Origin of the sequence: Mycolicibacterium sp. ND9-15, from assembly GCF_035918395.1 — a bacterium.
Classification (GTDB): domain Bacteria; phylum Actinomycetota; class Actinomycetes; order Mycobacteriales; family Mycobacteriaceae; genus Mycobacterium.
The window spans coordinates 2,692,057-2,713,517 of record NZ_CP142362.1; the positions used below are offsets into that span (position 1 = coordinate 2,692,057).

Here is a 21,461-nt window from a genome sequence, read left to right on the forward strand (position 1 = left end):
ATGGCCAGAAAGCGCACCGCTGCTGAGGAAGTCGACGTCGACGGGGTGAAGGTCCGGCTGACCAACCGCGACAAGGTGTACTTCCCGAAGCTGGGGAAGGACGGCACCAAGGGCAAGCTCTTCGACTACTACCTGTCGGTCGCCGAACCGATGGTGGCGCTGTTACGCGACCGGCCGGTGCATCTGCAGCGTTTCCCGGACGGCATCGAAGGGGAGGAGATCTACCAGAAGCGGGTGCCGCAAAAGCATCCCGATTATCTGCAGACCTGCACCGTGACGTTCCCCTCCGGCCGGACGGCCGACGCGCTGAAGGTGACCCATCCATCGGCGATCGCGTGGGCGGCGCAGATGGGCACGATCACGCTGCACCCCTGGCAGGTGCGGTGCCCGGACACCGAGCACCCCGACGAACTGCGCATCGATCTCGACCCGCAGCCCGGAACGGGTTTCGCCGATGCCGGCTCGGTCGCGGTGGATGTGCTCAAACCGCTGCTCGACGAGTTGGGTCTGATCGGCTACCCGAAGACCTCGGGTGGTCGGGGCGTGCATGTCTTCCTGCGGATCAAGACGGACTGGGACTTCATCGCGGTCCGTCGCGCCGGTATCGCGCTGGCCCGAGAGGTCGAGCGACGGGCTCCCGAGGCGGTGACCACGTCGTGGTGGAAAGAAGAACGGGGCACGCGAATTTTCATCGACTACAACCAGAATGCCAGGGACCGCACGTTCGCCTCGGCGTACTCGGCGCGCAAGACCCCGATCGCCACGGTGTCGACGCCGTTGACGTGGGACGAACTGCGCGGGGCCGACCCCGACGACTACACGATCGCGACGGTCCCGGATCTCGTTGCGAGGCGGACGGATCCGTGGGCCGACATCGATGCCAAGCCGCAGTCGTTGAAGAAACTGCTGGACATGGTCAAGGCCGACGAGGACCGGGGGCTGGGCGATCTGCCGTATCCGCCGAACTATCCGAAGATGCCGGGCGAGCCACCGCGCGTTCAGCCGAGCAAGAAGGTGGCTGCGAACTGGGACGACGAAGGCAATCCGGTCACGAGCTGAAACGGTCGAAAGCCGGATCGTCGACACGAGCGGAAATCGCGGTTTGTGTCGTCCGTCACCCGGGTACGGTGGGTTCATGATCAAGCGAGTGAGTGTTGGCTTTGCCGTGCTGGCGGTCGCGGTGGGCGGCTGTTCGAATCAGGCGTCCGACGATGCGTCGGATACGACGACGACCACAACGACGACAACGACGACCCAAGCGGCGGGTGAGCAACCTCTCACCGCCCAGATCAACACCGTCGATGGCCGGCACGTCGCCGATACCACCATCGATTTCACCGGCGGATATGCCACGGTGACCGTCGAGACCATAGAGAGTGGCATCCTGTCGCCGGGCTTCCACAGCATGCATATCCATGCCGTCGGTAGCTGCGATGCCAACGATGGTTTCGCGTCGGCAGGCGAGCACTTCCAGGCGCCCGGACACGCCGAGCAGCCGGCCAGTGGCGACCTGCCGCCGCTCCTGGTGCGGTCAGACGGAGCCGGGAAGCTGGTCGCTACCACCGACGCCTTCACCGCGGAACAGCTCAAGACGCCGCAAGGCTCGTCGATCGTGATACACGAGAGCACGCAGGGCGGCATGCCTACCGAAACCGATCCGCCCCGCGTCGCCTGTGGCGTGCTCAGCCCCGCGAGCGCGCCGGCTACCACCACCTCCGTCGAGACAGCGACGGAGACTGTCACCACGACGACAGTCTCGCCGGTTCCGCCACCGGCAACTGGCACCGAAACGCCCACGACCGCTGCGCCGACAGAGACTCCGGCCACCACGAGTCCCGGCACGCAGACCGCGACCGAGTCGCCCACGACGACCGTCACGACTGCGCCACCGCCGCCCGGCGGCTGAGGTCAGCCACTCGGACACTCGGTAGCGGCGAAATGCTGCGGACCGGCCGGTGAACCAGGTTCCCTGTTCGCATGCGCGTTTCCTCGGCCGTACGTAAGTGGTCCGCAGGCCTGGCCCTGGTCGCTCTCGTGGCCGGCGGTGTCGGCATCGCGGGCGCGATGATCTTCGGCAACGTCACCGACACCAGGCAGACGCCGCGGGCGACAGCGCCGCGTTCCACGCTCGCCCCGCCGGCGCCGAAGGTGCCGACGCCGGTGGAATTCGCGGTCAACGTCGTCGTCACCGACCAGCAGTGCACACCGGAGTCGCGCGCGTGCACCTACAAGTACACGATCGAGCGGAAATATATTGGGCTGCATCCCCTGCCGGAGACACCGTTCACGGTCTTCTACGAAGTGGTGGGGGGTAACGCGCCACAGAAGGGGGAGTTCACCGTGCACGAGAACGAGGCCAAGATCCTCCAGGACGTCGTGCTGGAAGGGCCGCCGGGCGCGCAACTGAAGGCGAACGTGTTGCAGGTGGTCGGCTGAATTCCGCCATTCGGCACCGAGCGACAGCCGACGGCTGCATTGTGGCCTTATGGCAAAGGCGTCGCTGCTCCGCGTAGGAGAAGGGCTGCCCCGCGGGGTGCAAGGCGCCTCGGATCCCCGGTTCGGCACCGTCATCAGGATGTTCGACGGCTTGTTCCCCGGCCGCCGGTTCGGCGGCGGTGCGCTGGCGGTCTTCATCGACGGAAGGCCGGTCGTCGACGTCTGGACGGGGTGGTCGGACCGTGCGGGCGAGCGTTTCTGGAAGGCCGACACCGGGGCGATGGTGTTCTCGGCGACCAAGGGCGTCGCCGCCATGGTCATCCACCGGCTGGTCGATCGTGGCCTGCTGTCATACGACGAGCCGGTGGCAACCTACTGGCCGGAATTCGGCGTGAACAAGAAGGACCGGATCACGGTTCGCGACGTGCTTCGGCATCGGGCCGGCCTCTCACGCCTGCAGGGCATGTCCAAAGACGAGCTGCTCGACCACCAGGCGATGGAGGCCAAGATGGCCGAGGCCCACGTCGATCACCTCCACGGTTTGCCCGCCTATCACGCGCTCACATTCGGCTGGCTGCTGTCCGGCCTGGCTCGCTCGGTGACCGGGAAGGGGATGCGTGAGTTGATCCGCGAGGAGGTGGCCCGGCCGCTGAACACCGACGGCCTTCACCTGGGCCGCCCGCCCGCCGACGCGCCGACCAAGGTCGCGCAGATCCTGGTGCCACAAAGCGTGCGGGCGAACCCGGTGTTCAATCTCGTCGCCCCGAAGATCGCCGGCCTGCCACTGTCCGCCGGCTTCGGGGCGATGTTCTTCCCCGGCATCAAATCGTTTGTCCAGGGCGATATTCCGTTCCTCGATGGGGAAGTGCCCGCGGCCAACGGCGTGGTCACCGCGCGCGGGCTGGCCAAAATGTATGCAGCGATTGCCAACGACGGCCGCATCGACGGAACCGAGTTTCTGTCCGAAGATCTGGCCCGCGGCCTGGTCGGCAAACCGCGGCCCTGGCCCGACCTCAACATGGGCGTGCCGATGCCGTTCCATCTCGGGTACCACGAATCGCCGATTCCCGGGCTGCTCAAAGGATTCGGGCATATTGGCTTGGGCGGCACGCTGGGCTGGGCCGACCCCCAGAGCGGCAGCGCATTCGCGTTCGTGCACAACCGCCTTTTGACGCCGATGGTGCTTGACATGGGGTCGTTCGCCGCGTTGGCCCGTCCGATGCGCACCGCGATCGGCGCGGCGCGGCACGCCGGACCGCTGATGGTCCCGAAATACGGTGCGCGATATAGGGAACCGGCACAGCAGAAGCGGACCGCCGGCCGGCGCTAGTTGAATTGCCGGCTCGGCCGGCGTTAGTTGAATTGCCGGCTCGGCCGGCGTTAGTTCCTGGGCCCGACCCACCGCGCCTGCGGCAGCGGCAGATCGTTGTAGGTGGCGATGCCGGGCGCCGCGGCCACGACCGCCGGTATCGCGTGGATCGGCGGCATAGCGGTCATGATGTGGCCGAGCACGAAGAAGTCCTCGATCGACTTGGCATTCGCGATCATGTCCGGCGGCGGCAGGAATCCGACCTGCATGTTGACCGTGGGCCGGCCGTCGATGGTGATCTTCCAGCCGTCACCGTCAAACTGCCAGTCCGGATCGAGGGTCTGGCCCTTCTTCCACCGGACGTTGATGTCGACGACGGTCTTGCCGCCTGCGATACCCTGCCAACTGGCATACACGCCCGCGACGTGGCCGGCCGGGATCGTCCACGAGGTCATCACGAGATCCTCTGTGGTCTGGGCATATTCGGGCACACACTTGATCTCGTCGAGTTCGACGCCGATGGAGTCGGCCACCAGCCGCACGGCCTCGGCGAACACCGCGGTGCCCTTGGCCGCCATGGGCTGCAGGTTGGGATCGTCGATCGCGGTACCGAAGCCGACGGGCCGCTCGGTGTCGGGTGAGTCGTAGAGCGTGGTGTCGGCGGACTCGGCGATCGTCACCTTGTCGACCCGGTCGCAAGCCGTCGAGGCGACAATGGCCAGCAGCTCCGCGAAACCCGGGCTCACCCCCGACCCGAACAGCGTGGCACCGCCCCGCTTGCCTGCCTGCTCGAGTCTGTCCCGGTCGTCACCGAGGTTGTGTCCGGTGATGAACGAGGCGGACGCCACGACGTTGACCCCGGCTTCGAGGATGCGCACCAGTTCGTCGACGTTGATCCACATCGGGTTGTAGACGACGACGTCGGGCTTCAACGCGAGCAGTTCGTCGACGTCGTTTGTGGCCTTGACGCCCAGGGGCGCGATGCCCGCAAGCTCACCGGCGTCCTGGCCCACCTTGTCCTTCGACCATGCGTAGAGGCCGACGAGTTCGTAGTTCGGGTTGTTGGCGATCGCCGCCACCGAGCTCTTGCCGACATTGCCGGTGGTCCACTGGACGACGCGATAGGGAGTGGTTGGCACCCGCACAGCATAGGAAATCACCGTGCGGCGCGAGCGCTTTTTTGCCGAGCGGCGAAAAATTGTCTGCGCAGGCTTTAACCTGACCGGGATGAACGGCCGCACCAGGGGTCGTCCGCCCCGGATCAGCCGAGACCAAATTGTCGCGGCGGCCCGCGACGTGGCGAGCGCAGACCTGACGATGCAGGCCGTCGCCGATGCGCTCGGGGTCAGCCGCAAGGCCCTGCACTACTACGTCGGCGACCGGGAGGGCCTGCTGACGCTGGTGATCTCCGATCTGTTCGAACGCGGACTCACCAGCGTCGAGTTGCCGGTGGACGAGGACTGGCGCGCGGTCGTGCGCGCCTACGCCGTCGCGTTCCGCGACGGGCTGATCCAGGTGGGCGCGGCCACTGACTTCAGCCGTCTGCGTGGTATCGGCGCGGCGGCCGCGTTGGCACTCGCCGACCGGGTGCTCGACGCGCTGCTCACCGCCGGCTTCTCGCCCGACACCGCCCGCCAGGCGTTGACCGCGGCGTCGAACATCGCGCAGTCCGCGGCGCACAGCAGCGTCGCGCAGACCGCAGCCGGCGTGCACCGGCACCGCGCGGAGACGTCGGCGGCCCTGGAGCACGAACCGCAGGAGACGTATCCGGCGTTGCGCAGGGTGCTGGCGTCAGCCCGATCCCAGCGACACGATGCCGAGCATCAGTTCGACTTCGAACTGGACGCGCTGATCGGGGCGCTGGACCGTCTGCTCGGCGGCTAAACCGGCGTCAGCGTGGCCTTGCCGGTTCGTGCGAGCCCACCGCGATCGATCCACGTCAGGTCGATCACGTCGCCCGGGTAGTGCCTGTCCAGCACGTACGTCAGTGTCGTCGCCGAATCGAGCGGGGTGCCGTCGAGAACCGTCAGCACGTCGCCGGGGCGGATGCCGGCCGCGTCGGCGGGCCCGCCGCGCAGGACGTCGACGATCTGCACGCCGGGTCCACGTTGAGCCGAGCGCACACCCACACCGAGCAGCACCGGCGGGCCGACGTGCACCTCGGAGGACGGCGTCCGGGCTCGAATCTGGTTGGCGATCGGCATGGCGTCGTTGATCGGGATCGCGAAGCCCTCGCCGCCGGGACCGAACCGGAAGTTCACCGACGCGGCGGTGGTGATGCCGACCACCTGCCCGGCGCTGTTGACCACGGGACCGCCCGAGTCACCCGCGACCACCGGCGCGGCGAACTCGAGGAGGCCATCGAGTTCGTCCTTGCTGCCGGTAAGCGAGTCTTCGGCGTTCACGGTCCGGCCGAACCCGGTGATGGTGCCGATTTCGCGGGTCAGCGGTCCGTCCGTCCCGTTGGCGTTGCCGAGTGCGACGACGGGTTCGCCGGCTACCAGCCGCGCAGAATCTCCGATCGGCGCGACGGGCAAGCCGTACGCGCCGATCAGCTGCAGTACGGCGATGTCACGCCTGCGGTTATATCCGACGAGCTCAGCCGGGTAGGACCGGCCACCGACGCTGGCGGTGATGCGGTCGGCACCTGATACGACGTGGAAGTTGGTCAACACCTGACCGTTCGGGTCGAGCACGAAACCGGCACCGTTGCCGTACGCGCCCTGGTAGTCGATCTCGGTGTTGATGCGGACGACGGCGGGTTCGACCTGCGCTGCCGCCGCGATCGGGTCGACGGGCGCGGCCGTGGCCGGAAATACCGGTGTGACCATGGCCAGCGCGGTCGCCAGTGCGATCAGCAGCGTCGCGAACGGACGCCGAAGGGGGAATTTGCCCATAGGCCCATATTGCCCGATGCTCGCGGGGCTAATCGTCTACAGCCACGCCACCGCGCAGCCGCCTGCGGCGACGGCGCGCCGACTCGGGCCGGCGATTGCGCAGTTTGCCTTCGCTGGGCTCGTCTTCTTCGGCGGCTTTCGATGCGGTTTCGTCGGACTCGGTATCGGTCTCTTCGGTATCGGTCTTGGCGTCGGCCTTGGCGCCCGCCCCCTCGTCCGGGCCGGCAGCGATGGTCTCATCCGCGGACATGGCGGCGGCGTCCTCGCCGGCCTCGGCCTCTTCGACTTCTTCGCCGTCGTCCGCACCCTTGCCCCGACGGCGGCGCTGCTTCGGCGCCTTGACCTTGAGCGGTTTCGGCGGCGGTGGGGGCAGTTCGGCGACCGAAGCCAGGTAGAAAGCGAAGACGCCGAGAAGCGCGATCGCCGCGGCGGCACCGTAGATGCCGAACAACCAGCGACCCGCGTCATCCAGCGACAGCCAGATCTCGCTGATCGCGGCGCCGATGATCAGCACCCCGGCCAGCACGTGCAGGGCGATCGACCACGCCCGCAGCGTCAACGCCATCTGCGGGGTGCCGAACTCCGGTTTGCGCGTGCGCAGCAGTGTGAAGACCACGGGCAGCGCCGCAAGCCCGATCAGCGCCCCCGCCACGATGCGCAGCACGGTGCCCAGCGTGTGCGGGGTGTCGCCCATCAGTTCGGGCCAGCGCGGGAGCACGAAGAAGAAGTACAGAACACCGGCGACGACGCAGAACGACGCGTGCCAGATCACCGCAACGGTGCGGCTCATACTCCTCCTAGACGCTTGGTTGGCCCAGGGTGCGACCGGGCGGGCCGTCAGCTCAGGCCATCAGACCGCACCCCGGGCCGAGTGCGGAGGATGCGGGATTTGAACCCGCGAGGGCTATTAACCCAACCCGCGTTCCAGGCGAGCGCCATAGGCCACTAGGCGAATCCTCCGCGGGCCATGGTAGCCGACCTCACGGACGAGCCCATCGGGACGAGTGCGGCGCTGGTATTAGACTCGCCGTGGACCCCGCGCGGCGTCCATCCTGTGAACTCCCCCAGGGCCGGAAGGCAGCAAGGGTCAATGGGCTCTGGCGGGTGCGCGGGGTCCCCTCTTTCACGCGTCTCCCGTCGAAAGGCGTCCGGTGTCTTTTCTGTCGCTCGGCCGAGATGACCTCTCTGCACAACATGAGCAGCAGAAGCGCAATTACGCCGAGCTGCAGGCCAAAGGCCTCAAACTCGACCTGACCCGCGGTAAGCCGTCTTCGGCGCAACTGGACCTGTCCAATGGACTGCTCGACCTGCCGGGCAGGGACGACTTCCGCGACGCCGACGGCACCGACACCCGTAACTACGGCGGTGTGCACGGGTTGCCGGAACTGCGCGCGATCTTCGGCGAACTGCTGGGTATCCCGGTGCAGAACCTCATCGCGGGTAACAACGCCAGCCTGGAGCTGATGCACGACGTCGTGGTGTTCTCGATTCTGCACGGCACCGCCGACTCGGCCCGGCCCTGGAGCCAGGAGCCGACGCTGAAGTTCATGTGTCCCGCTCCAGGCTACGACCGGCACTTCGCGATCACCGAAAGCCTCGGCGTCGAGATGATCACCGTGCCGATGCGCGAGGACGGCCCGGACGTCGACATGATCGAGGAACTCGTCGCCGCCGACCCGGCCATCAAGGGCATTTGGTGCGTGCCGGTGTACTCCAACCCGACGGGCGTCACCTATTCCTGGGAGACCGTGCGTCGGCTTGTGCAAATGCGAACGGCGGCAACGGATTTCCGTATCATGTGGGATAACGCGTACGCGGTGCACACGTTGACGCACGACTTCGTCCGCAATGTCGACGTGCTCGGGCTGGCCGAGGTCGCCGGCAACGCGAACCGGCCACTGGTGTTCGCGTCGACGTCGAAGATCACGTTCGCCGGTGCCGGGGTCAGCTTCCTCGGCGGGTCGCTGGGCAACATCGCCTGGTACCTGCAGCATGCGGGCAAGAAGTCGATCGGCCCCGACAAGGTCAACCAGCTGCGCCACCTGCGCTTCTTCCGCGACGCCGACGGGGTGCGCCTGCAGATGCAGCGACATCAGCAACTGCTGGCCCCGAAGTTCGCCGCGGTGCTGGAGATACTCTCCGACCGGCTCGGCGAGTCGAAGATCGCGTCGTGGACCGAACCCAAGGGCGGGTACTTCATCAGCCTCGACGTGCTGCCCGGGACGGCCAAGCGCACGGTGGCGCTCGCCAAGGACGCCGGCATCGCGGTGACGGAGGCCGGCGCCACGTTTCCCTATCGAAAAGACCCCGAGGACAAGAACATCCGGATCGCCCCGACGATGCCGGCTGAGCCTGAGCTGCGCGCGGCGATCGACGGGTTGGCCACCTGCGCGCTGCTGTCGGCCACCGAGTCGTTGCTGAGAAGTTGATGGGCCGGGCCGGCGCACCTCGTCACACCCCGCCGGTAGCCTGCTGACCGTGGCGCTCTACCGCAAGTACCGGCCCGCGACCTTCGCCGAGGTCGTCGGCCAGGAACATGTCACCGAGCCACTGTCGACGGCGCTGACCTCCGGCCGGATCAATCACGCGTACCTGTTCTCTGGGCCACGCGGGTGTGGCAAGACCTCGTCTGCGCGCATCCTGGCCCGCTCGTTGAACTGCGCGCAGGGTCCGACCGCCACCCCGTGCGGGGTGTGCGACTCCTGCGTGGCGCTCGCACCGAACGGTCCCGGAAGCGTCGACGTCGTCGAACTCGACGCCGCCAGCCACGGCGGGGTGGACGACACCCGTGAGTTGCGCGACCGTGCGTTCTACGCGCCGGCGCAGTCGCGGTACCGGATCTTCATCGTCGACGAGGCGCACATGGTCACCACGGCTGGCTTCAACGCGCTGCTGAAGATCGTCGAGGAGCCACCCGAACACCTGATCTTCGTGTTCGCGACCACCGAACCGGAGAAGGTGCTGCCGACCATCCGCTCGCGCACGCACCACTACCCGTTCCGGCTGCTGGCTCCGCGCACCATGCGATCGCTGCTGGAAGGCATCTGCGCACAAGAGAACGTCACCGTCGACGACGCGGTGTATCCACTGGTGATCCGCGCCGGCGGCGGATCACCGCGAGACACCCTCTCGGTGCTCGATCAGTTGTTGGCCGGCGCCGAGGGTGACCACGTCGACTACGCGCGGGCACTGGCGCTGCTCGGAGCGACCGACGTGGCGCTGATCGACGACGCGATCGACGCGCTGGCCGCCGGCGATGCCGCGGCCCTGTTCGGGGTCGTCGAAGCCGTGATCGACGCCGGCCACGACCCGCGCCGGTTCGCGACCGACCTGCTGGAGCGGTTCCGCGACCTGATCGTGCTGCAGTCGGTGCCCGACGCCGCGGCGCGCGGGGTGGTCGACGGGCCGGAAGATGTGCTCGAGCGCATGCGGGAGCAGGCAGCGCGCATCGGGACCGCGACGCTGACCCGGTACGCCGAGGTGGTGCACGCCGGTCTCGGAGAGATGCGCGGGGCGACGGCACCGCGGTTGTTGCTGGAGGTGGTGTGCGCACGGCTGTTGCTGCCGTCGGCCAGCGACACCGAATCGGCGCTGTTGCAGCGCGTCGAGCGCATCGAAACCCGTCTCGACATGTCGATTCCGGCTGGTGAGGGCGCGGCGTCGCAAGCGGGTGGACCGCCGAGGCAGTACGCCCGCAAGAGCAGGTCCGCCGAGGCGCAGCCGCCCGTCGTCGAGCAGGCGCCGCCGGCACCCGCGCCCGAGCCGCCGGCCGCGCCCGAGCCGCCCGCCGACCCCGAGTCGGCGTCCGAAAGCCCGCCGCCGGTTCGGCCGCCGTCGGATCCGGTGGTGGAGGCGCCGCCCACGGCGGCGGTGACGGGGGAGCCGAACGCGGCGGCCGTGCGCAGCATGTGGTCCACGGTGCGCGACAAGGTGCGAGAGCGCAGTCGCACCACCGAGGTGATGTTGTCGGGCGCCATCGTCCGCGCGGTCGAGGGCGACACGCTGGTGCTCACCCACGAGTCGGCGCCGCTGGCCAAGCGGTTGACCGAGCAGCGCAACGCGGACGTCATCCGCGAAGCGTTGAAAGACGCCCTCGGCGTGGATTGGCGGATCCGGTGCGAAACCGGTGAAGCGGCGCCCGCCGCACCGCCCGCGCCCGAGACCGAAAACGCGGCGGCGGCGCGGGCACCGCGCGAGGACGACGAGGAGGAGTTGTTGGCTGAAGCCGGCGCCGACACCTCCGACGCGCCGCGCCGCGATCCGGAGGAAGCCGCGCTCGAGTTACTGCAAAGCGAACTCGGCGCCCGCCGCATCGACGGCTGAGGCACCGCGCAGATTACGGTGTCCACCACGGCCGCAGTGGCAGCCCGCCGTCACGGCCGTCGCGGTGCAGTTTGACCGCCAGAACCTGGTGCAGCTGTACGACGTTCGTCTCGAAGCCCAGGCGCGACCCGGCCATGTAGAGACCCCACACCTTGGCGGTCGCCAGGCCGACCTCGGCGACGGCCTCATCCCAGTGCTCCACCAGGTTGCGGCACCAGTCGCGCAGCGTCAGGGCGTAGTGGTTGCGCAGGTTCTCCTCGTGCACCACCTCCAACCCGACGTCCTGGGCCTCGGTGATGATGCGGCCGGACCCGGTGAGCTCACCGTCGGGGAAGACGTAGCGGTCGATGAAGCCACCCGCCGCCGCTCCGGTCCGGTTGTCCGGCCGCGTGATGCAGTGGTTGAGCAGCAGTGCACCGGGCCGCATCTTGGACTGGAGGAACTCGAAGTAGGCCGGATAGTTGTGTACGCCGATGTGTTCGGTCAGCCCGATCGACGACACCGCGTCGAAGCCGAACTCGCGTACATCGCGGTAGTCGCCGTGCCGGACTTCGGCGAGGTCGCCGAGGCCTTCCTGAACGATCGCGTTCTGCGCCCAGGACGACTGCTCCTTCGACAGCGTGACGCCGATCGCCTTGACCCCGCGCCGCGCCGCGTAGCGCACCATGCCACCCCAACCGCAGCCCACGTCGAGCAGGCGATCGCCGGGCCGCAGGCGCAGCTTCTCGAACACCAGCCGGTATTTGTACTCCTGCGCCTCCTCGAGCGTGGCCTCGCCGTGTGGATAGCAGGCGCACGTGTAGGTCATCGACGGCCCCAGTACCCACTCGTAGAACCTGTTGGAGACGTCGTAGTGGTGGTGTATCGCCTCGGCATCACGACTCTTGCTGTGTCGCAGTCCCTCTGCGATTCTCCGCCAGCGCGGGAGGGCTTCTTGCGGCGGCGGTGCGATCGGCTTCAGGTGCTCGATACCGATGGAACGCACGATGTTCGCGAGCACCCGCGCGGGCGGTCGCTTGAAGTCCATTTTGTCGGCGAGCGCCCTGAGCAACTCATAGGGGTCGCCGGGGTGTACACCGTGCGGTTCCAGGTCACCGGACACGTAAGCCCGCGCCAGTCCCAGATCTCCGGGTGCGGTGGCCAGATACGTCGTGCCCCGTGGTGTCAGAAGTTCCAGGCCTATGGGGGCGTCCTCGGGGCCGGCCGCGCTGCCGTCGTAGGCGGTGAACCGCAGCGGCAGGTTCCCCGCGGCGAAGATCTCCAGAATCTGCGCCAGTGTGAGCCTTCCGGCGAGCGCCGGTATCGCGTGTTCTTTGAAAGTCGTCATTGTCGTTGCACCGCCTTCGCATACAGATCGAGCAGCCGTGTATCTGGATCGTAAGCCTTCTTGACGATCTTGTAAGTTTCTCCGCCGTAGAGATCGTCGAATTCCTCGCGGCTGTAACAGGAATCCGAGTACAGCGACTTGTGGCCATCGAGTTCGCTGACCTTGCGTTCGATCAGCCTGTTGGTATGCCCTTCGGTTGGCCCGACGGGCACCGACGACCAGAACCCGACATTGACATAAGTGTGGTGCGGCCTGATCGGGTACAGCGGCCAGCCGCCCACATCACGAAGCCGCAACGGACACAACCAGATCGGCTCGATCGGCACGTTGTCGAGGAACCAGCGCAGGAACTCGGCGACCCGCCCGATCGGTACCTCGACGTCCTGCACGACGCGTTCGCGGGGCGGACGGCCGTTACGCTTCTCGATCCGGTCGGCGATGTCGAACCGCTGGTCGTAGGCGACGAGCTTCCAGTAGAAGCTGCTGCGACGGAATCTCCGCGGCCACCATCGGCGGATCCGCGGATTCTGCGCGCCGAACGCCCGTGAGCACCAGAACCAGTCGGTGTCCCACCGCCACAGGTAGTCGTGGATCGTCAACCGGTCGTGTTTCTCGGCGCCGTTCTCGCCGGGATGCTGGATCGAGCGATAGTAGATCTGTTGGCCGGTGTAGTCGCTGACCGGTCCGGGCGTCGCGGTTTGAAATCCCACCGTCAGGTAAGACTCGTCGGCGGAGAACACCACACCGTCGAGATAGTCGACCGGGGTTTCGTCGTAGCCGCCGGTCTCGACGATGCGGTCCATCGCGGTGACGAGGTCCTCGATACTGTTGAACCGCAGGTGACGCACCGTTACGAACGGGCGCACGGTCTCCAGCTCGATCTTCAGTCGGACCGAATATCCCAGCGTGCCATATGAATTCGGGAAGGCGCGAAACAGGTCGGTATGGTGATCCGGCGAAACGGTGAGCACTTCGCCGGTGCCCGTCAGGATGTCCATCTCCAGCACCGACTCGTGTGGCAGTCCGTTGCGGAACGACGCGGACTCGATGCCGAGCCCGGTGACCGCTCCCCCCAGCGTGATGGTCTTCAGTTGCGGTACCACCAACGGGGACAAGCCGTATGGCAACGTCGCGGCCACCAGATCCTCGTATGTACACATGCCCGCCACTTCGGCGGTGCGCGCGTCGGGGTCCACGGCGATGACACCGGTCAGGCCCGAAACGTCCAACCCCTTCGCGGTGGTCTTGGTTCGCGCGCGGAACAGGTTCGAGGTGGGCTTGGCGAGGCGCACGGTGGCGTCGGGCGGGATCGCACGGTAGCTGGTCAGTAGCCGCTGCACGCCCGCGGCCTGAAGAGCATGTGCGTCGGTTCGGGCAACAGACACACATATACGCTAGTCCGCGGTCGCGGGTGCGACCACACGAAACGTTCTACGAGGAGCTTGCACCGATGGGACAGGTCAGCGCGTCCAGCACCGTCTTGGTCGAGGCGGCACCGGAGACGGTGTTGTCGGCCGTGGCGGATTACGCGACCGTTCGTCCGAAGATTCTGTCGCCGCACTACAGCGAGTACCAGGTGCTCGAGGGCGGCCAGGGCGCGGGCACCGTGGCCAGGTGGAGGCTGCAGGCGACCAAGTCGCGGGTGCGCGACGTCAAGGCCGAGGTCGACGTGGCGGGCCACACGGTGATCGAGAAGGACGCCAACTCGTCGATGATCACCAACTGGACCGTCTCGCCCGCCGGTTCCGGCTCTTCGGTGACGGTGAAGACGTCGTGGCAGGGTGCGGGTGGCATCGGTGGGTTCTTCGAGAAGACGTTCGCGCCGCTGGGCCTGCGAAAGATCCAGGGCGAGGTACTGGACAACCTCAAGAAGTACCTGGAGCAATAACGTCGTTGAGTGGTTGATCACAAGCACCGGGTGCGAGCGATCAACCGCTTAAGCGGGCAAGAGGGCTACGCCGAGCCCAGGAACCCCGCGATCCCGCGCACAACGGCGTCGGCGTACTTCTGTCTGCCTTCCGGTGTCTTCATCAGCGCCGAGTCGACGGGACTCTTCATGTTGCCGAGCTCGACCAGGATCGACGGGAACTGCGCCAGGTTCAGGCCCGCGATGTCGGAGCGGGGGTTGAGGCCACCGGAACCGATGTACGTCGACGGTACGAAGCCCGATGCCTGCAACTGGTCGCGCATGATCGCCGCGAATCGAGGAGACGGCCCCGCCTGTGCGTCGTTGAGCGGCGGAGACGAGTACAGGACGTGGAAGCCGCGTCCGGTCGGCGGACCGCCGTCGGCATGGATGCTCACGACCGCGTTCGGTTTCAGCGAGTTGGCCAGCGCGGCGCGCTCATCGACGCAGGGGCCCAGCCCGGTGTCGTCGCCCCTGGACATCGCGGTGCGCACCCCCAGCGCCGTGAGCGCCTGACGGATCCGCAGCGTGGTGTCCCAGGCGAAGGTGTGCTCGGCGTAGCCGTCCTCGGTGGAGGTGCCGCTGGCCTGGCAATCCTTGGTGCCGCCGCGGCCGGTGGGCACCTGCCTGCTGATGGACGCGTCGTTGGCGCCGTTGTGGCCCGGGTCCAGGAACACGATCTTGCCCGCGAGGTTGGCGGGAGCGGCGTCGGCTTCGACAGCAGGGTTGATGAACGTCGACGCGGCGACGAGCAGACCGGCGGCCACCGCGGCTGAGCCGCGCATTGCTCTAGTGGCCCCGACACGCAGGCGGGCAGGCACGGGCGTCACCGTAGCCGCAACCCCGACTAGGCTGAAAGCTCAAACGGCCGCGAGCCGACGACAGAGACCAAGTCGAGACCGGACCGCAACCAAGACGCAAGGGGACCCGTCATGCAACCCGGAAGCCAACCCGATATGTCGGCACTGCTCGCTCAGGCCCAGCAGGTTCAGCAACAGCTGATGGAGGCGCAGGAAGCGCTGGCCAACGCCGAGGTGCATGGTCAGGCCGGTGGCGGGCTGGTGCAGGTCACGATGAAGGGAAGCGGCGAGGTGGTGGCCGTGCGGATCGACCCCAAGGTGATCGATCCAGCGGACCCGGAGACGCTGCAGGACCTGATCGTCGGCGCCATCTCCGACGCCTCCAAGCAGGTGACCATCCTCGCCCACGACCGGCTCGGGCCGTTGGCGGGCGGGATGGGCGGCCTCGGCACGCCGGGAATGTAATTGTTCGAGGGACCCGTTCAGGACCTGATCGACGAGCTCGGCAAGCTGCCCGGTATCGGGCCGAAGAGCGCGCAGCGAATCGCCTTTCACCTGCTGTCGGTGGAGCCGCCCGAGATCGACCGGCTGACGGCCGTGCTCAACAAGGTTCGTGACGGGGTGAAGTTCTGCGCGGTGTGCGGCAATGTCTCCGACCACGACCGCTGCCGCATCTGCAGCGACCCGCGCCGCGACGCGTCACTGGTCTGCGTGGTCGAAGAACCCAAGGACGTGCAGGCCGTCGAGCGCACGCGCGAGTTCCGCGGCCGCTACCACGTGCTGGGCGGTGCTCTGGATCCGCTGTCCGGCGTCGGGCCCGAGCAACTGCGAATCCGCGAGCTGCTCAACAGGATCGGTGAACGGATCGACGGCGTGGACGTCACCGAGGTGATCATCGCGACCGACCCCAACACCGAGGGGGAGGCCACGGCGACGTATCTGGTGCGCATGCTGCGCGACATCCCGGGTCTGACCGTGACGCGGATCGCGTCCGGCCTGCCGATGGGCGGTGACCTGGAGTTCGCCGACGAACTCACGCTGGGCCGCGCGCTGGCGGGCCGGCGCGCCATGGCATAAGCCGGAGGAAGGGGATTCATGCCGGACGAGGAGTTCAAGGTCGAGGTCGAACTCGGCAGCGCCGAGCACCAGCTCTCGTTCTGGGAGAAGCTGCGGACTCTGGACCTCGACGATGACGCACGCAAGCGGCTCGGATCGCGCGTGACGGTGACACGCGACGGCGACCGCATCCAGCTCTACACCGGCACCCTGGCCGACGCGCAGGAGGCCGAACGTACGGTGCGGACGTTGGTGGCCGACGACCACGTCACCGCGCGGTACACCGTGAGCCGGTGGGACGCCGCGAGGCAGGGCTGGGTGGACCCCGTCAGCGGGCAGGAGGTGCCCGACGACGCGCCCGAGGTGCCCACCCCGGATCCGGGCTACGTGATTCTCGAGGCGTACAAGCCGGAGTTCCTGCGCGACCTAGGCCTTTAGTGCCTCCGCGGCGCGGCCAGGCGCTCTCGACGAAGTTGTTCCACCTCGTCGATCTCCAGCGCAGCCAGCTCACCGACGACTTGGCTCAGCAGATGGTCGGCCAACTCCGGATTGCGGGCCAGACAAGGCCCATGCAGATACGTGGCGACGACGCTGCCCTGCACCGCGCCGTCGATGCCGTCGCCGGCGCGGTTGCCCGCACCGCTGACCACCCGGGCTAGCGGCCGCGCTCCGTCGCCGAGAACCGTTCCACCACGGTGGTTCTCGAATCCCGTGAGCCGCTGCGACAATCCGGCCAACAACGGCTCCGACACCACCTCGCCGATCGTGCGCTCGCCCTGCGGCGAAGTCGTCACGTCGAGCAGGCCGACGCCCTCCACACGTTCGCCCGACGAGGTCTCATACCAGTGCCCGAGCACCTGGATGGCCGCGCAGATCGCCAGCACCGGCGCGCCCCTGGCCGCGGCCTGCTGCAGGCCGGGGTAGCGCAGCAGGTGTCTGGTGGCGAGGCGCTGGGCGTAGTCCTCGGCGCCGCCGAGCGTGTACAGGTCGAGTTCTGCGGGCACTGCGTCGTTGAGGGTGATCTCGACGACTTCGGCGTCAATCCCGCGGAGCCGCAGCCGTTGTCGCATCACGACCGAATTGCCGCTGTCGCCGTAGGTCCCCATCACATCGGGCAGCACCAGGCCGATGCGAACCGCCGACTCAGACACCGCGACGCTCCAGTGCCCGGTTCAGTTGCAGGAACGCGGTGTAGTTGGCGATCACCTCGACATGCCCTGGGGGGCACGACGCGATCGCTGCGACGGTGTCGTGAACCAGCGTGTGCTCGACGCCGGCGTACCCCAGCCGCACCGCGAGGTCCGTACCCCGCTCCCCCGCGGCCACGACGTGGGTGTCCTCGAAGTGTTCGAACCGCACGTCCCACAGCCATGACAGGTCCTCGCCGTCGGGTACTTGGCCGTTGACCGAGATCACAACGCCCGCACCGTGTTTGTCGACCATCGACAGCGCCTCCTGCCAACCCGCGGGGTTCTTCGCCAGCAGCACCCGCGCGGTGTGCTCGCCGAGGCGGACGGTGCGGTAGCGTCCGGCCACCTCGTCGACGCCCGACACCGCCGCCACCGCCGCCGCCGGTTCGGCGCCCATCGCTACGGCCGCCGCCACCGCCTGCGTGGCATTGCCGCGGTTGACGGTGCCGGGCAACGCCAGCCGCATCGGTAGCGAAAGACCTTCCGGCCCATAGATGTTCGAATCGTCAAACCGCCAGTGCGGGGTGGGCCGCTTGAAATCGGTGCCGGTGGAGTGCCAGTCCCGCCCCTGGCCGTCGCGCACGATGATCTCACCGGATCGCGGGCAGCTGACCGAGTCGTTGGCCCAGCTTCCGCCTGCGGCCACCCAGACCACATCGGGGCTGTCGTACGCGGCCGAGGTCATCAGCACGTCGTCACAGTTGGCGACCACGACCGCGGAAGGGTGGCGCGCCAGGCCGCCGCGCAGCGTGCGCTCGATGTGGTTGATCTCGCCGACGCGATCCAACTGGTCACGCGACAGGTTGAGCAGCACGATCACCTCGGGGTCGACCGCGTCGGCGACATGCGGGACGTGCATCTCGTCGACCTCGAGCGCGGCCAGCGGCGCCTCGCGGGCACCGGCCAGCGCGGCCACCAGACCGGCGTCCATGTTCGCGCCGGTGTCGTTACTAGCGACATTTCCGATCGTCCGCAGCGCCGCCGCGAGCATCCGTGTGGTCGTCGACTTGCCGTTGGTTCCGGTGACGAGCACGGTGCGTCGGCCCTCGCCCAACTGGCGCAGCAGCGACTTGTCCAGCGCCAGCGCGACGAGGCCACCGATCATTGCGCCGGCACCACGCCCCGTGACCCGCGATGCCCAGCGCGCCGCCGCGCCTGCGGCGAGTGCGACCCGTCCACGAGTGGTGACCACCCCGGCAGTTTAGGTAGCCGACACGCTCGCGGGCGATTCGGCGACGTCCCGGCTATGTCACAGCACCGTGCCATCCTGACGAAGTGAGCAAGACCGGTGCCGGATGTCGCCGGCCGAGCGGCTCTGACGCCGGATGTCGCCGGCCGAGCGGCTCTGACGCCGGATGTCGCCGGCCGAGCGGCTCCTGGGGCCGGCCGGCGGATGACACCGGATCGGGCTGGGCGGTCGTCGACGTGGAGACGTCGGGCTTCCGGCCGGGTCAGGCACGCATCGTCAGCATCGCTGCACTGGCCCTCGGCGACGACGGGAACGTCGAACACAGCTTCTACAGCCTGCTCAACCCGGGCGTCGATCCCGGCCCGACCCATGTGCACGGGCTGACGGCCGAGATGCTGGCGGGCCAGCCGGCCTTCGCCGACGTCGTCGACCACCTCGTCGAGCTCCTCGACGGCCGCACCCTGGTCGCGCACAACGTCGGCTTCGACTACGCGTTCCTGGCGGCCGAGGCCGAATTGGTGAACCGTGAATTGCCCACCGAAGCCGTGATGTGCACCGTCGAACTCGCTCGCAGGCTCGACTTGGGCACTGAGAACCTGCGGCTGGAGACGTTGGCCGCGCACTGGGGAATCAGCCAGATGCGGCCGCACGACGCGCTCGACGACGCGCTGGTGCTCGCACAGATCCTCAAGCCGGTGCTGGTGCGCGCGCGGGAACGCAAAGTCTGGCTGCCGGTGCATCCGGTGTCTCGGCGGCGCTGGCCCAACGGGCTTGTCACCCATGACGAGCTCCGCCCCCTCAAGGCGGTCGCGGCTCGACTACCGTGCGCCTACCTCAATCCGGGCCGCTTCGTCGCGGGGCGGCCCCTGGTGCAGGGCATGCGGGTCGCGTTGTCGGCGCAGGTCGAACGCACCCACGAGGAGCTGATCGAGCGGATCCTGCATGCGGGGTTGGCGTACACCGACACCGTGGGCGCCGAGACATCGCTGATCATCTGCAACGACGCCCACGCGGTCCAGGGCAAGGGCTATCAGGCCAACGAGCTGGGCCTTCCGCTGGTGACCGACACCGACTTCATGCGCTATCTCGACGGTGTCGTCGGTGGTGTCGGCGTCGAAGAGTTCACCGACACCACGCCCGCCGGCGATCAGCTCGCACTTTTCTGACCGTCGAAAACGGAATCACCGCGCGGCGCGGTTGACCGCGGACACCACCGCGCGCAGCGAGGCAGTGGTGATCGACGTCGCAATCCCGACCCCCCACACGGTCTTTCCGCCGATCGACGCCTCGACGTAGGCCGCGGCCTGCGCCTCCTCGCCCGCCGAAAGTGCGTGCTCGGAGTAATCGAGCACCGATACGTCGAACCCGATGGCGCCCAACGCGTCAACGAACGCCGCCAATGGGCCGTTGCCCGCGCCGACGATCTCGTGCTCCACACCGTCGACCTTCACCACCGCCTCGACGGTGTCGGTGCCGCCGTCCACCTCGGAAGCGATGACACTCTGCCGGACACGTTCGAGCGGCCGGACGGGCGTCAGGTACTCCTCGGCGAAGACATCCCACATCTCCTTCGGTGAGACCTCCCCGCCCTCACCGTCGGTGATCTTCTGGATCGCCTGGCTGAACTCGATCTGCAGCCGCCGGGGCAGCGCCAGGCCGTGATCGGCCTTCATGATGTAGGCGACGCCGCCCTTACCGGACTGCGAGTTGACCCGGATGACGGCTTCGTAGGTGCGTCCGACGTCCTTGGGGTCGATCGGCAGGTAAGGGACTTGCCAGAGGATGTCGTCGACATCTTTGTCGGCGGCATCAGCATCGCTCTTCATCGCGTCCAGGCCCTTGTTGATCGCGTCCTGGTGGCTGCCGGAGAACGCGGTGTAGACCAGATCGCCGCCGTAGGGATGGCGTTCGTGCACCGGCAGCTGATTGCAGTACTCGACGGTGCGCCGGATCTCGTCGATGTTAGAGAAGTCGATCTGCGGGTCGACGCCGCGGGAGAACAGGTTCATGCCCAACGTCACCAGGCAGACGTTGCCGGTGCGCTCGCCGTTGCCGAACAGGCAGCCCTCGATCCGGTCGGCACCGGCTTGGTAACCCAATTCGGCTGCGGCGACGGCGGTTCCGCGGTCGTTGTGCGGATGCAGGCTCAAGATGATGGCATCGCGCGGGGTCAGGTGCCGGTGCATCCACTCGATCGAGTCGGCGTACACATTGGGCGTGGCCATCTCGACGGTCGCAGGCAGGTTCACGATCAGCGGCGCGTCGGTCGTCGGCGCGATGATTTCGGCGACGGCGTTGCAGACGTCGACCGCGTACTCCAACTCCGTTCCGGTGTAGGACTCCGGTGAGTACTCGAACCGCCACCGGGTGCCCGGGTACTTCTTGGCCTCCTCGACGCACATCCGCGCACCGTCGGTGGCGATCGCCTTCACCGCGTCGCGGTCGCCACGGAACACCACCCGGCGCTGCAGGATCGACGTCGAGTTGTAGAAGTGCACGATGACGCGTGGCGCACCCTCACACGCCTCGAAGGTCCGCTCGATCAGTTCCGGGCGGCACTGCGTCAGCACCTGAATCGTGACGTCGTCAGGAATCGCGCCCTCGGCGATGATCTCCCGGACGAACTCGAAGTCGGTCTGGCTGGCCGACGGGAAGCCGACCTCGATCTCCTTGTAACCCATGCGCACCAGCAGGTCGAACATGCGACGCTTGCGGGCCGGGCTCATCGGGTCGATCAGGGCTTGGTTGCCGTCGCGCAGGTCCACCGCACACCACATCGGGGCGCGGTTGATGACCTTGTCGGGCCAGGTGCGGTCCGGGAGCGCGATCGCCTCGACCTCGTCGGCGAAGCCGCGGTAGCGGTTGACGGGCATCGCCGATCCGCGCTGGGTATTCCACGCCGGCTGGCCGGGTGTGGCCGGGCCGGAGGGTTTGGTGATCTGGCGAACTGACGAGAACGCGTCAGGTGAATCGGACGATGCTTTGGAGAAGGTGGTCACGGTGTCGCTCCGGGATTAGGGGGACTCGA

Annotated in this window: 21 protein-coding genes, 1 tRNA gene and 1 other RNA gene; 13 read left to right on the forward strand and 10 right to left on the reverse strand. The window is 67.7% G+C overall.

What is annotated here, in order from left to right; all coding sequences use genetic code 11:
• The 4 genes from ligD (at nt 1) to lipL (ending at nt 3,766) form a co-directional block, all read left to right on the forward strand.
• Nucleotides 1-1,059, forward strand: coding sequence for a non-homologous end-joining DNA ligase (gene ligD, locus QGN32_RS13145; protein WP_326544831.1), 1,059 nt, complete (start codon nt 1-3; stop codon nt 1,057-1,059).
• A 76-nt stretch (nt 1,060-1,135) separates the two neighbouring features.
• Nucleotides 1,136-1,906 (forward strand): superoxide dismutase family protein, encoded by a 771-nt coding sequence (locus QGN32_RS13150; protein ID WP_326544832.1) that lies wholly within the window; start codon nt 1,136-1,138, stop codon nt 1,904-1,906.
• 71 nt (nt 1,907-1,977) lie between these two features.
• Nucleotides 1,978-2,436, forward strand: coding sequence for a hypothetical protein (locus tag QGN32_RS13155; RefSeq protein WP_326544833.1), 459 nt, complete (start codon nt 1,978-1,980; stop codon nt 2,434-2,436).
• A 49-nt stretch (nt 2,437-2,485) separates the two neighbouring features.
• Nucleotides 2,486-3,766 (forward strand): esterase/beta-lactamase LipL, encoded by a 1,281-nt coding sequence (gene lipL, locus QGN32_RS13160; protein WP_326544834.1) that lies wholly within the window; start codon nt 2,486-2,488, stop codon nt 3,764-3,766.
• Nucleotides 3,767-3,816: 50 nt separating this feature from the next.
• Here the strand turns inward: lipL and QGN32_RS13165 are convergent, their stop codons facing one another.
• Nucleotides 3,817-4,884: an NAD(P)H-dependent amine dehydrogenase family protein gene (locus QGN32_RS13165; RefSeq protein WP_326544835.1), complete on the reverse strand. Its 1,068-nt coding sequence runs from the start codon at nt 4,882-4,884 to the stop codon at nt 3,817-3,819.
• An 88-nt stretch (nt 4,885-4,972) separates the two neighbouring features.
• On the opposite strand from QGN32_RS13165, the gene QGN32_RS13170 reads away from it, so the two are divergent.
• A complete protein-coding gene (locus QGN32_RS13170; RefSeq protein ID WP_326544836.1) occupies nt 4,973-5,629 on the forward strand; it encodes a TetR/AcrR family transcriptional regulator in 657 nt (218 codons plus the stop codon).
• Here QGN32_RS13170 and QGN32_RS13175 read toward each other — a convergent pair.
• From QGN32_RS13175 to QGN32_RS13185, 3 genes are all read right to left on the reverse strand, one after another.
• A complete protein-coding gene (locus QGN32_RS13175; RefSeq protein WP_326544837.1) occupies nt 5,626-6,642 on the reverse strand; it encodes a S1C family serine protease in 1,017 nt (338 codons plus the stop codon). The genes QGN32_RS13170 and QGN32_RS13175 overlap by 4 nt on opposite strands.
• A gap of 28 nt (nt 6,643-6,670) precedes the next feature.
• Nucleotides 6,671-7,432: a lipid uptake coordinator LucA gene (gene lucA / locus QGN32_RS13180; protein ID WP_326544838.1), complete on the reverse strand. Its 762-nt coding sequence runs from the start codon at nt 7,430-7,432 to the stop codon at nt 6,671-6,673.
• 84 nt (nt 7,433-7,516) lie between these two features.
• A tRNA-Ser gene (locus tag QGN32_RS13185) sits at nt 7,517-7,602 on the reverse strand.
• A gap of 68 nt (nt 7,603-7,670) precedes the next feature.
• Between QGN32_RS13185 and ffs the strand changes: the two genes are divergently transcribed.
• From ffs to QGN32_RS13200, 3 genes are all read left to right on the forward strand, one after another.
• Nucleotides 7,671-7,765, forward strand: an RNA gene (ffs, locus tag QGN32_RS13190) — signal recognition particle sRNA small type.
• 28 nt (nt 7,766-7,793) lie between these two features.
• A complete protein-coding gene (locus QGN32_RS13195) occupies nt 7,794-9,071 on the forward strand; it encodes an aspartate aminotransferase type Ic (protein ID WP_326544839.1) in 1,278 nt (425 codons plus the stop codon).
• Nucleotides 9,072-9,120: 49 nt separating this feature from the next.
• Entirely contained in the window at nt 9,121-10,965 is a 1,845-nt protein-coding gene (locus tag QGN32_RS13200) for a DNA polymerase III subunits gamma/tau (protein ID WP_326544840.1), read from the forward strand.
• Between the two features lie 13 nt (nt 10,966-10,978).
• Here the strand turns inward: QGN32_RS13200 and QGN32_RS13205 are convergent, their stop codons facing one another.
• Together QGN32_RS13205 and QGN32_RS13210 are read right to left on the reverse strand one after the other, a co-directional pair.
• On the reverse strand, nt 10,979-12,292 hold the full coding sequence (locus QGN32_RS13205; RefSeq protein WP_326544841.1) for a class I SAM-dependent methyltransferase: 1,314 nt from the start codon (nt 12,290-12,292) through the stop codon (nt 10,979-10,981).
• Nucleotides 12,289-13,677, reverse strand: a complete 1,389-nt coding sequence (locus QGN32_RS13210) for an FAD-binding oxidoreductase (RefSeq protein WP_326544842.1) — start codon at nt 13,675-13,677, stop codon at nt 12,289-12,291. The genes QGN32_RS13205 and QGN32_RS13210 overlap by 4 nt, the downstream gene beginning before the upstream one ends.
• A 65-nt stretch (nt 13,678-13,742) precedes the next feature.
• Here QGN32_RS13210 and QGN32_RS13215 point away from each other — a divergent pair, with 65 nt between their 5' ends.
• The gene (locus tag QGN32_RS13215) at nt 13,743-14,180 is read left to right on the forward strand and encodes an SRPBCC family protein (protein WP_326544843.1); all 438 of its coding nucleotides are present in this window, start codon (nt 13,743-13,745) and stop codon (nt 14,178-14,180) included.
• A gap of 65 nt (nt 14,181-14,245) precedes the next feature.
• Here QGN32_RS13215 and QGN32_RS13220 read toward each other — a convergent pair whose 3' ends face one another.
• Nucleotides 14,246-15,019 carry an Rv3717 family N-acetylmuramoyl-L-alanine amidase gene (locus QGN32_RS13220; protein WP_442791695.1) on the reverse strand — a complete coding sequence of 258 codons (774 nt, stop codon included), beginning with the start codon at nt 15,017-15,019 and terminating at the stop codon, nt 14,246-14,248.
• Between the two features lie 111 nt (nt 15,020-15,130).
• Between QGN32_RS13220 and QGN32_RS13225 the strand changes: the two genes are divergently transcribed.
• Genes QGN32_RS13225 through QGN32_RS13235 form a run of 3 tightly spaced genes read left to right on the forward strand, consistent with a single transcriptional unit; the run spans nt 15,131 to nt 16,492 of the window.
• Entirely contained in the window at nt 15,131-15,463 is a 333-nt protein-coding gene (locus QGN32_RS13225) for a YbaB/EbfC family nucleoid-associated protein (RefSeq protein ID WP_326544845.1), read from the forward strand.
• The gene (recR, locus tag QGN32_RS13230; RefSeq protein ID WP_326544846.1) at nt 15,464-16,075 is read left to right on the forward strand and encodes a recombination mediator RecR; all 612 of its coding nucleotides are present in this window, start codon (nt 15,464-15,466) and stop codon (nt 16,073-16,075) included.
• Between the two features lie 18 nt (nt 16,076-16,093).
• Complete coding sequence (locus tag QGN32_RS13235) at nt 16,094-16,492, forward strand: hypothetical protein (RefSeq protein WP_326544847.1); 399 nt, start codon at nt 16,094-16,096, stop codon at nt 16,490-16,492.
• Here QGN32_RS13235 and QGN32_RS13240 read toward each other — a convergent pair.
• Both QGN32_RS13240 and QGN32_RS13245 read right to left on the reverse strand, forming a co-directional pair.
• Entirely contained in the window at nt 16,489-17,205 is a 717-nt protein-coding gene (locus QGN32_RS13240; protein WP_326544848.1) for a type 1 glutamine amidotransferase, read from the reverse strand. The genes QGN32_RS13235 and QGN32_RS13240 overlap by 4 nt on opposite strands.
• Nucleotides 17,198-18,436: a MurT ligase domain-containing protein gene (locus tag QGN32_RS13245; protein WP_326544849.1), complete on the reverse strand. Its 1,239-nt coding sequence runs from the start codon at nt 18,434-18,436 to the stop codon at nt 17,198-17,200. The genes QGN32_RS13240 and QGN32_RS13245 overlap by 8 nt, the downstream gene beginning before the upstream one ends.
• 233 nt (nt 18,437-18,669) lie before the next feature.
• Between QGN32_RS13245 and QGN32_RS13250 the strand changes: the two genes are divergently transcribed.
• Nucleotides 18,670-19,599: a DEDDh family exonuclease gene (locus QGN32_RS13250; RefSeq protein ID WP_326549054.1), complete on the forward strand. Its 930-nt coding sequence runs from the start codon at nt 18,670-18,672 to the stop codon at nt 19,597-19,599.
• Between the two features lie 15 nt (nt 19,600-19,614).
• Here QGN32_RS13250 and leuA read toward each other — a convergent pair whose 3' ends face one another.
• The gene (gene leuA / locus QGN32_RS13255) at nt 19,615-21,432 is read right to left on the reverse strand and encodes a 2-isopropylmalate synthase (RefSeq protein ID WP_326544850.1); all 1,818 of its coding nucleotides are present in this window, start codon (nt 21,430-21,432) and stop codon (nt 19,615-19,617) included.
• Nucleotides 21,433-21,461 lie beyond the last annotated feature (29 nt).

Bases quoted from the DNA above. Each gene is read 5' to 3' on its own strand.
- ligD (WP_326544831.1), top strand. From the start codon at position 1: ATGGCCAGAAAGCGCACCGCTGCTGAGGAAGTCGACGTCGACGGGGTG.
- QGN32_RS13150 (WP_326544832.1), top strand. From the start codon at position 1,136: ATGATCAAGCGAGTGAGTGTTGGCTTTGCCGTGCTGGCGGTCGCGGTG.
- QGN32_RS13155 (WP_326544833.1), top strand. From the start codon at position 1,978: ATGCGCGTTTCCTCGGCCGTACGTAAGTGGTCCGCAGGCCTGGCCCTG.
- lipL (WP_326544834.1), top strand. From the start codon at position 2,486: ATGGCAAAGGCGTCGCTGCTCCGCGTAGGAGAAGGGCTGCCCCGCGGG.
- QGN32_RS13170 (WP_326544836.1), top strand. From the start codon at position 4,973: ATGAACGGCCGCACCAGGGGTCGTCCGCCCCGGATCAGCCGAGACCAA.
- QGN32_RS13175 (WP_326544837.1), bottom strand. From the start codon at position 6,642: ATGGGCAAATTCCCCCTTCGGCGTCCGTTCGCGACGCTGCTGATCGCA.
- lucA (WP_326544838.1), bottom strand. From the start codon at position 7,432: ATGAGCCGCACCGTTGCGGTGATCTGGCACGCGTCGTTCTGCGTCGTC.
- QGN32_RS13205 (WP_326544841.1), bottom strand. From the start codon at position 12,292: ATGACGACTTTCAAAGAACACGCGATACCGGCGCTCGCCGGAAGGCTC.
- QGN32_RS13215 (WP_326544843.1), top strand. From the start codon at position 13,743: ATGGGACAGGTCAGCGCGTCCAGCACCGTCTTGGTCGAGGCGGCACCG.
- QGN32_RS13225 (WP_326544845.1), top strand. From the start codon at position 15,131: ATGCAACCCGGAAGCCAACCCGATATGTCGGCACTGCTCGCTCAGGCC.
- QGN32_RS13235 (WP_326544847.1), top strand. From the start codon at position 16,094: ATGCCGGACGAGGAGTTCAAGGTCGAGGTCGAACTCGGCAGCGCCGAG.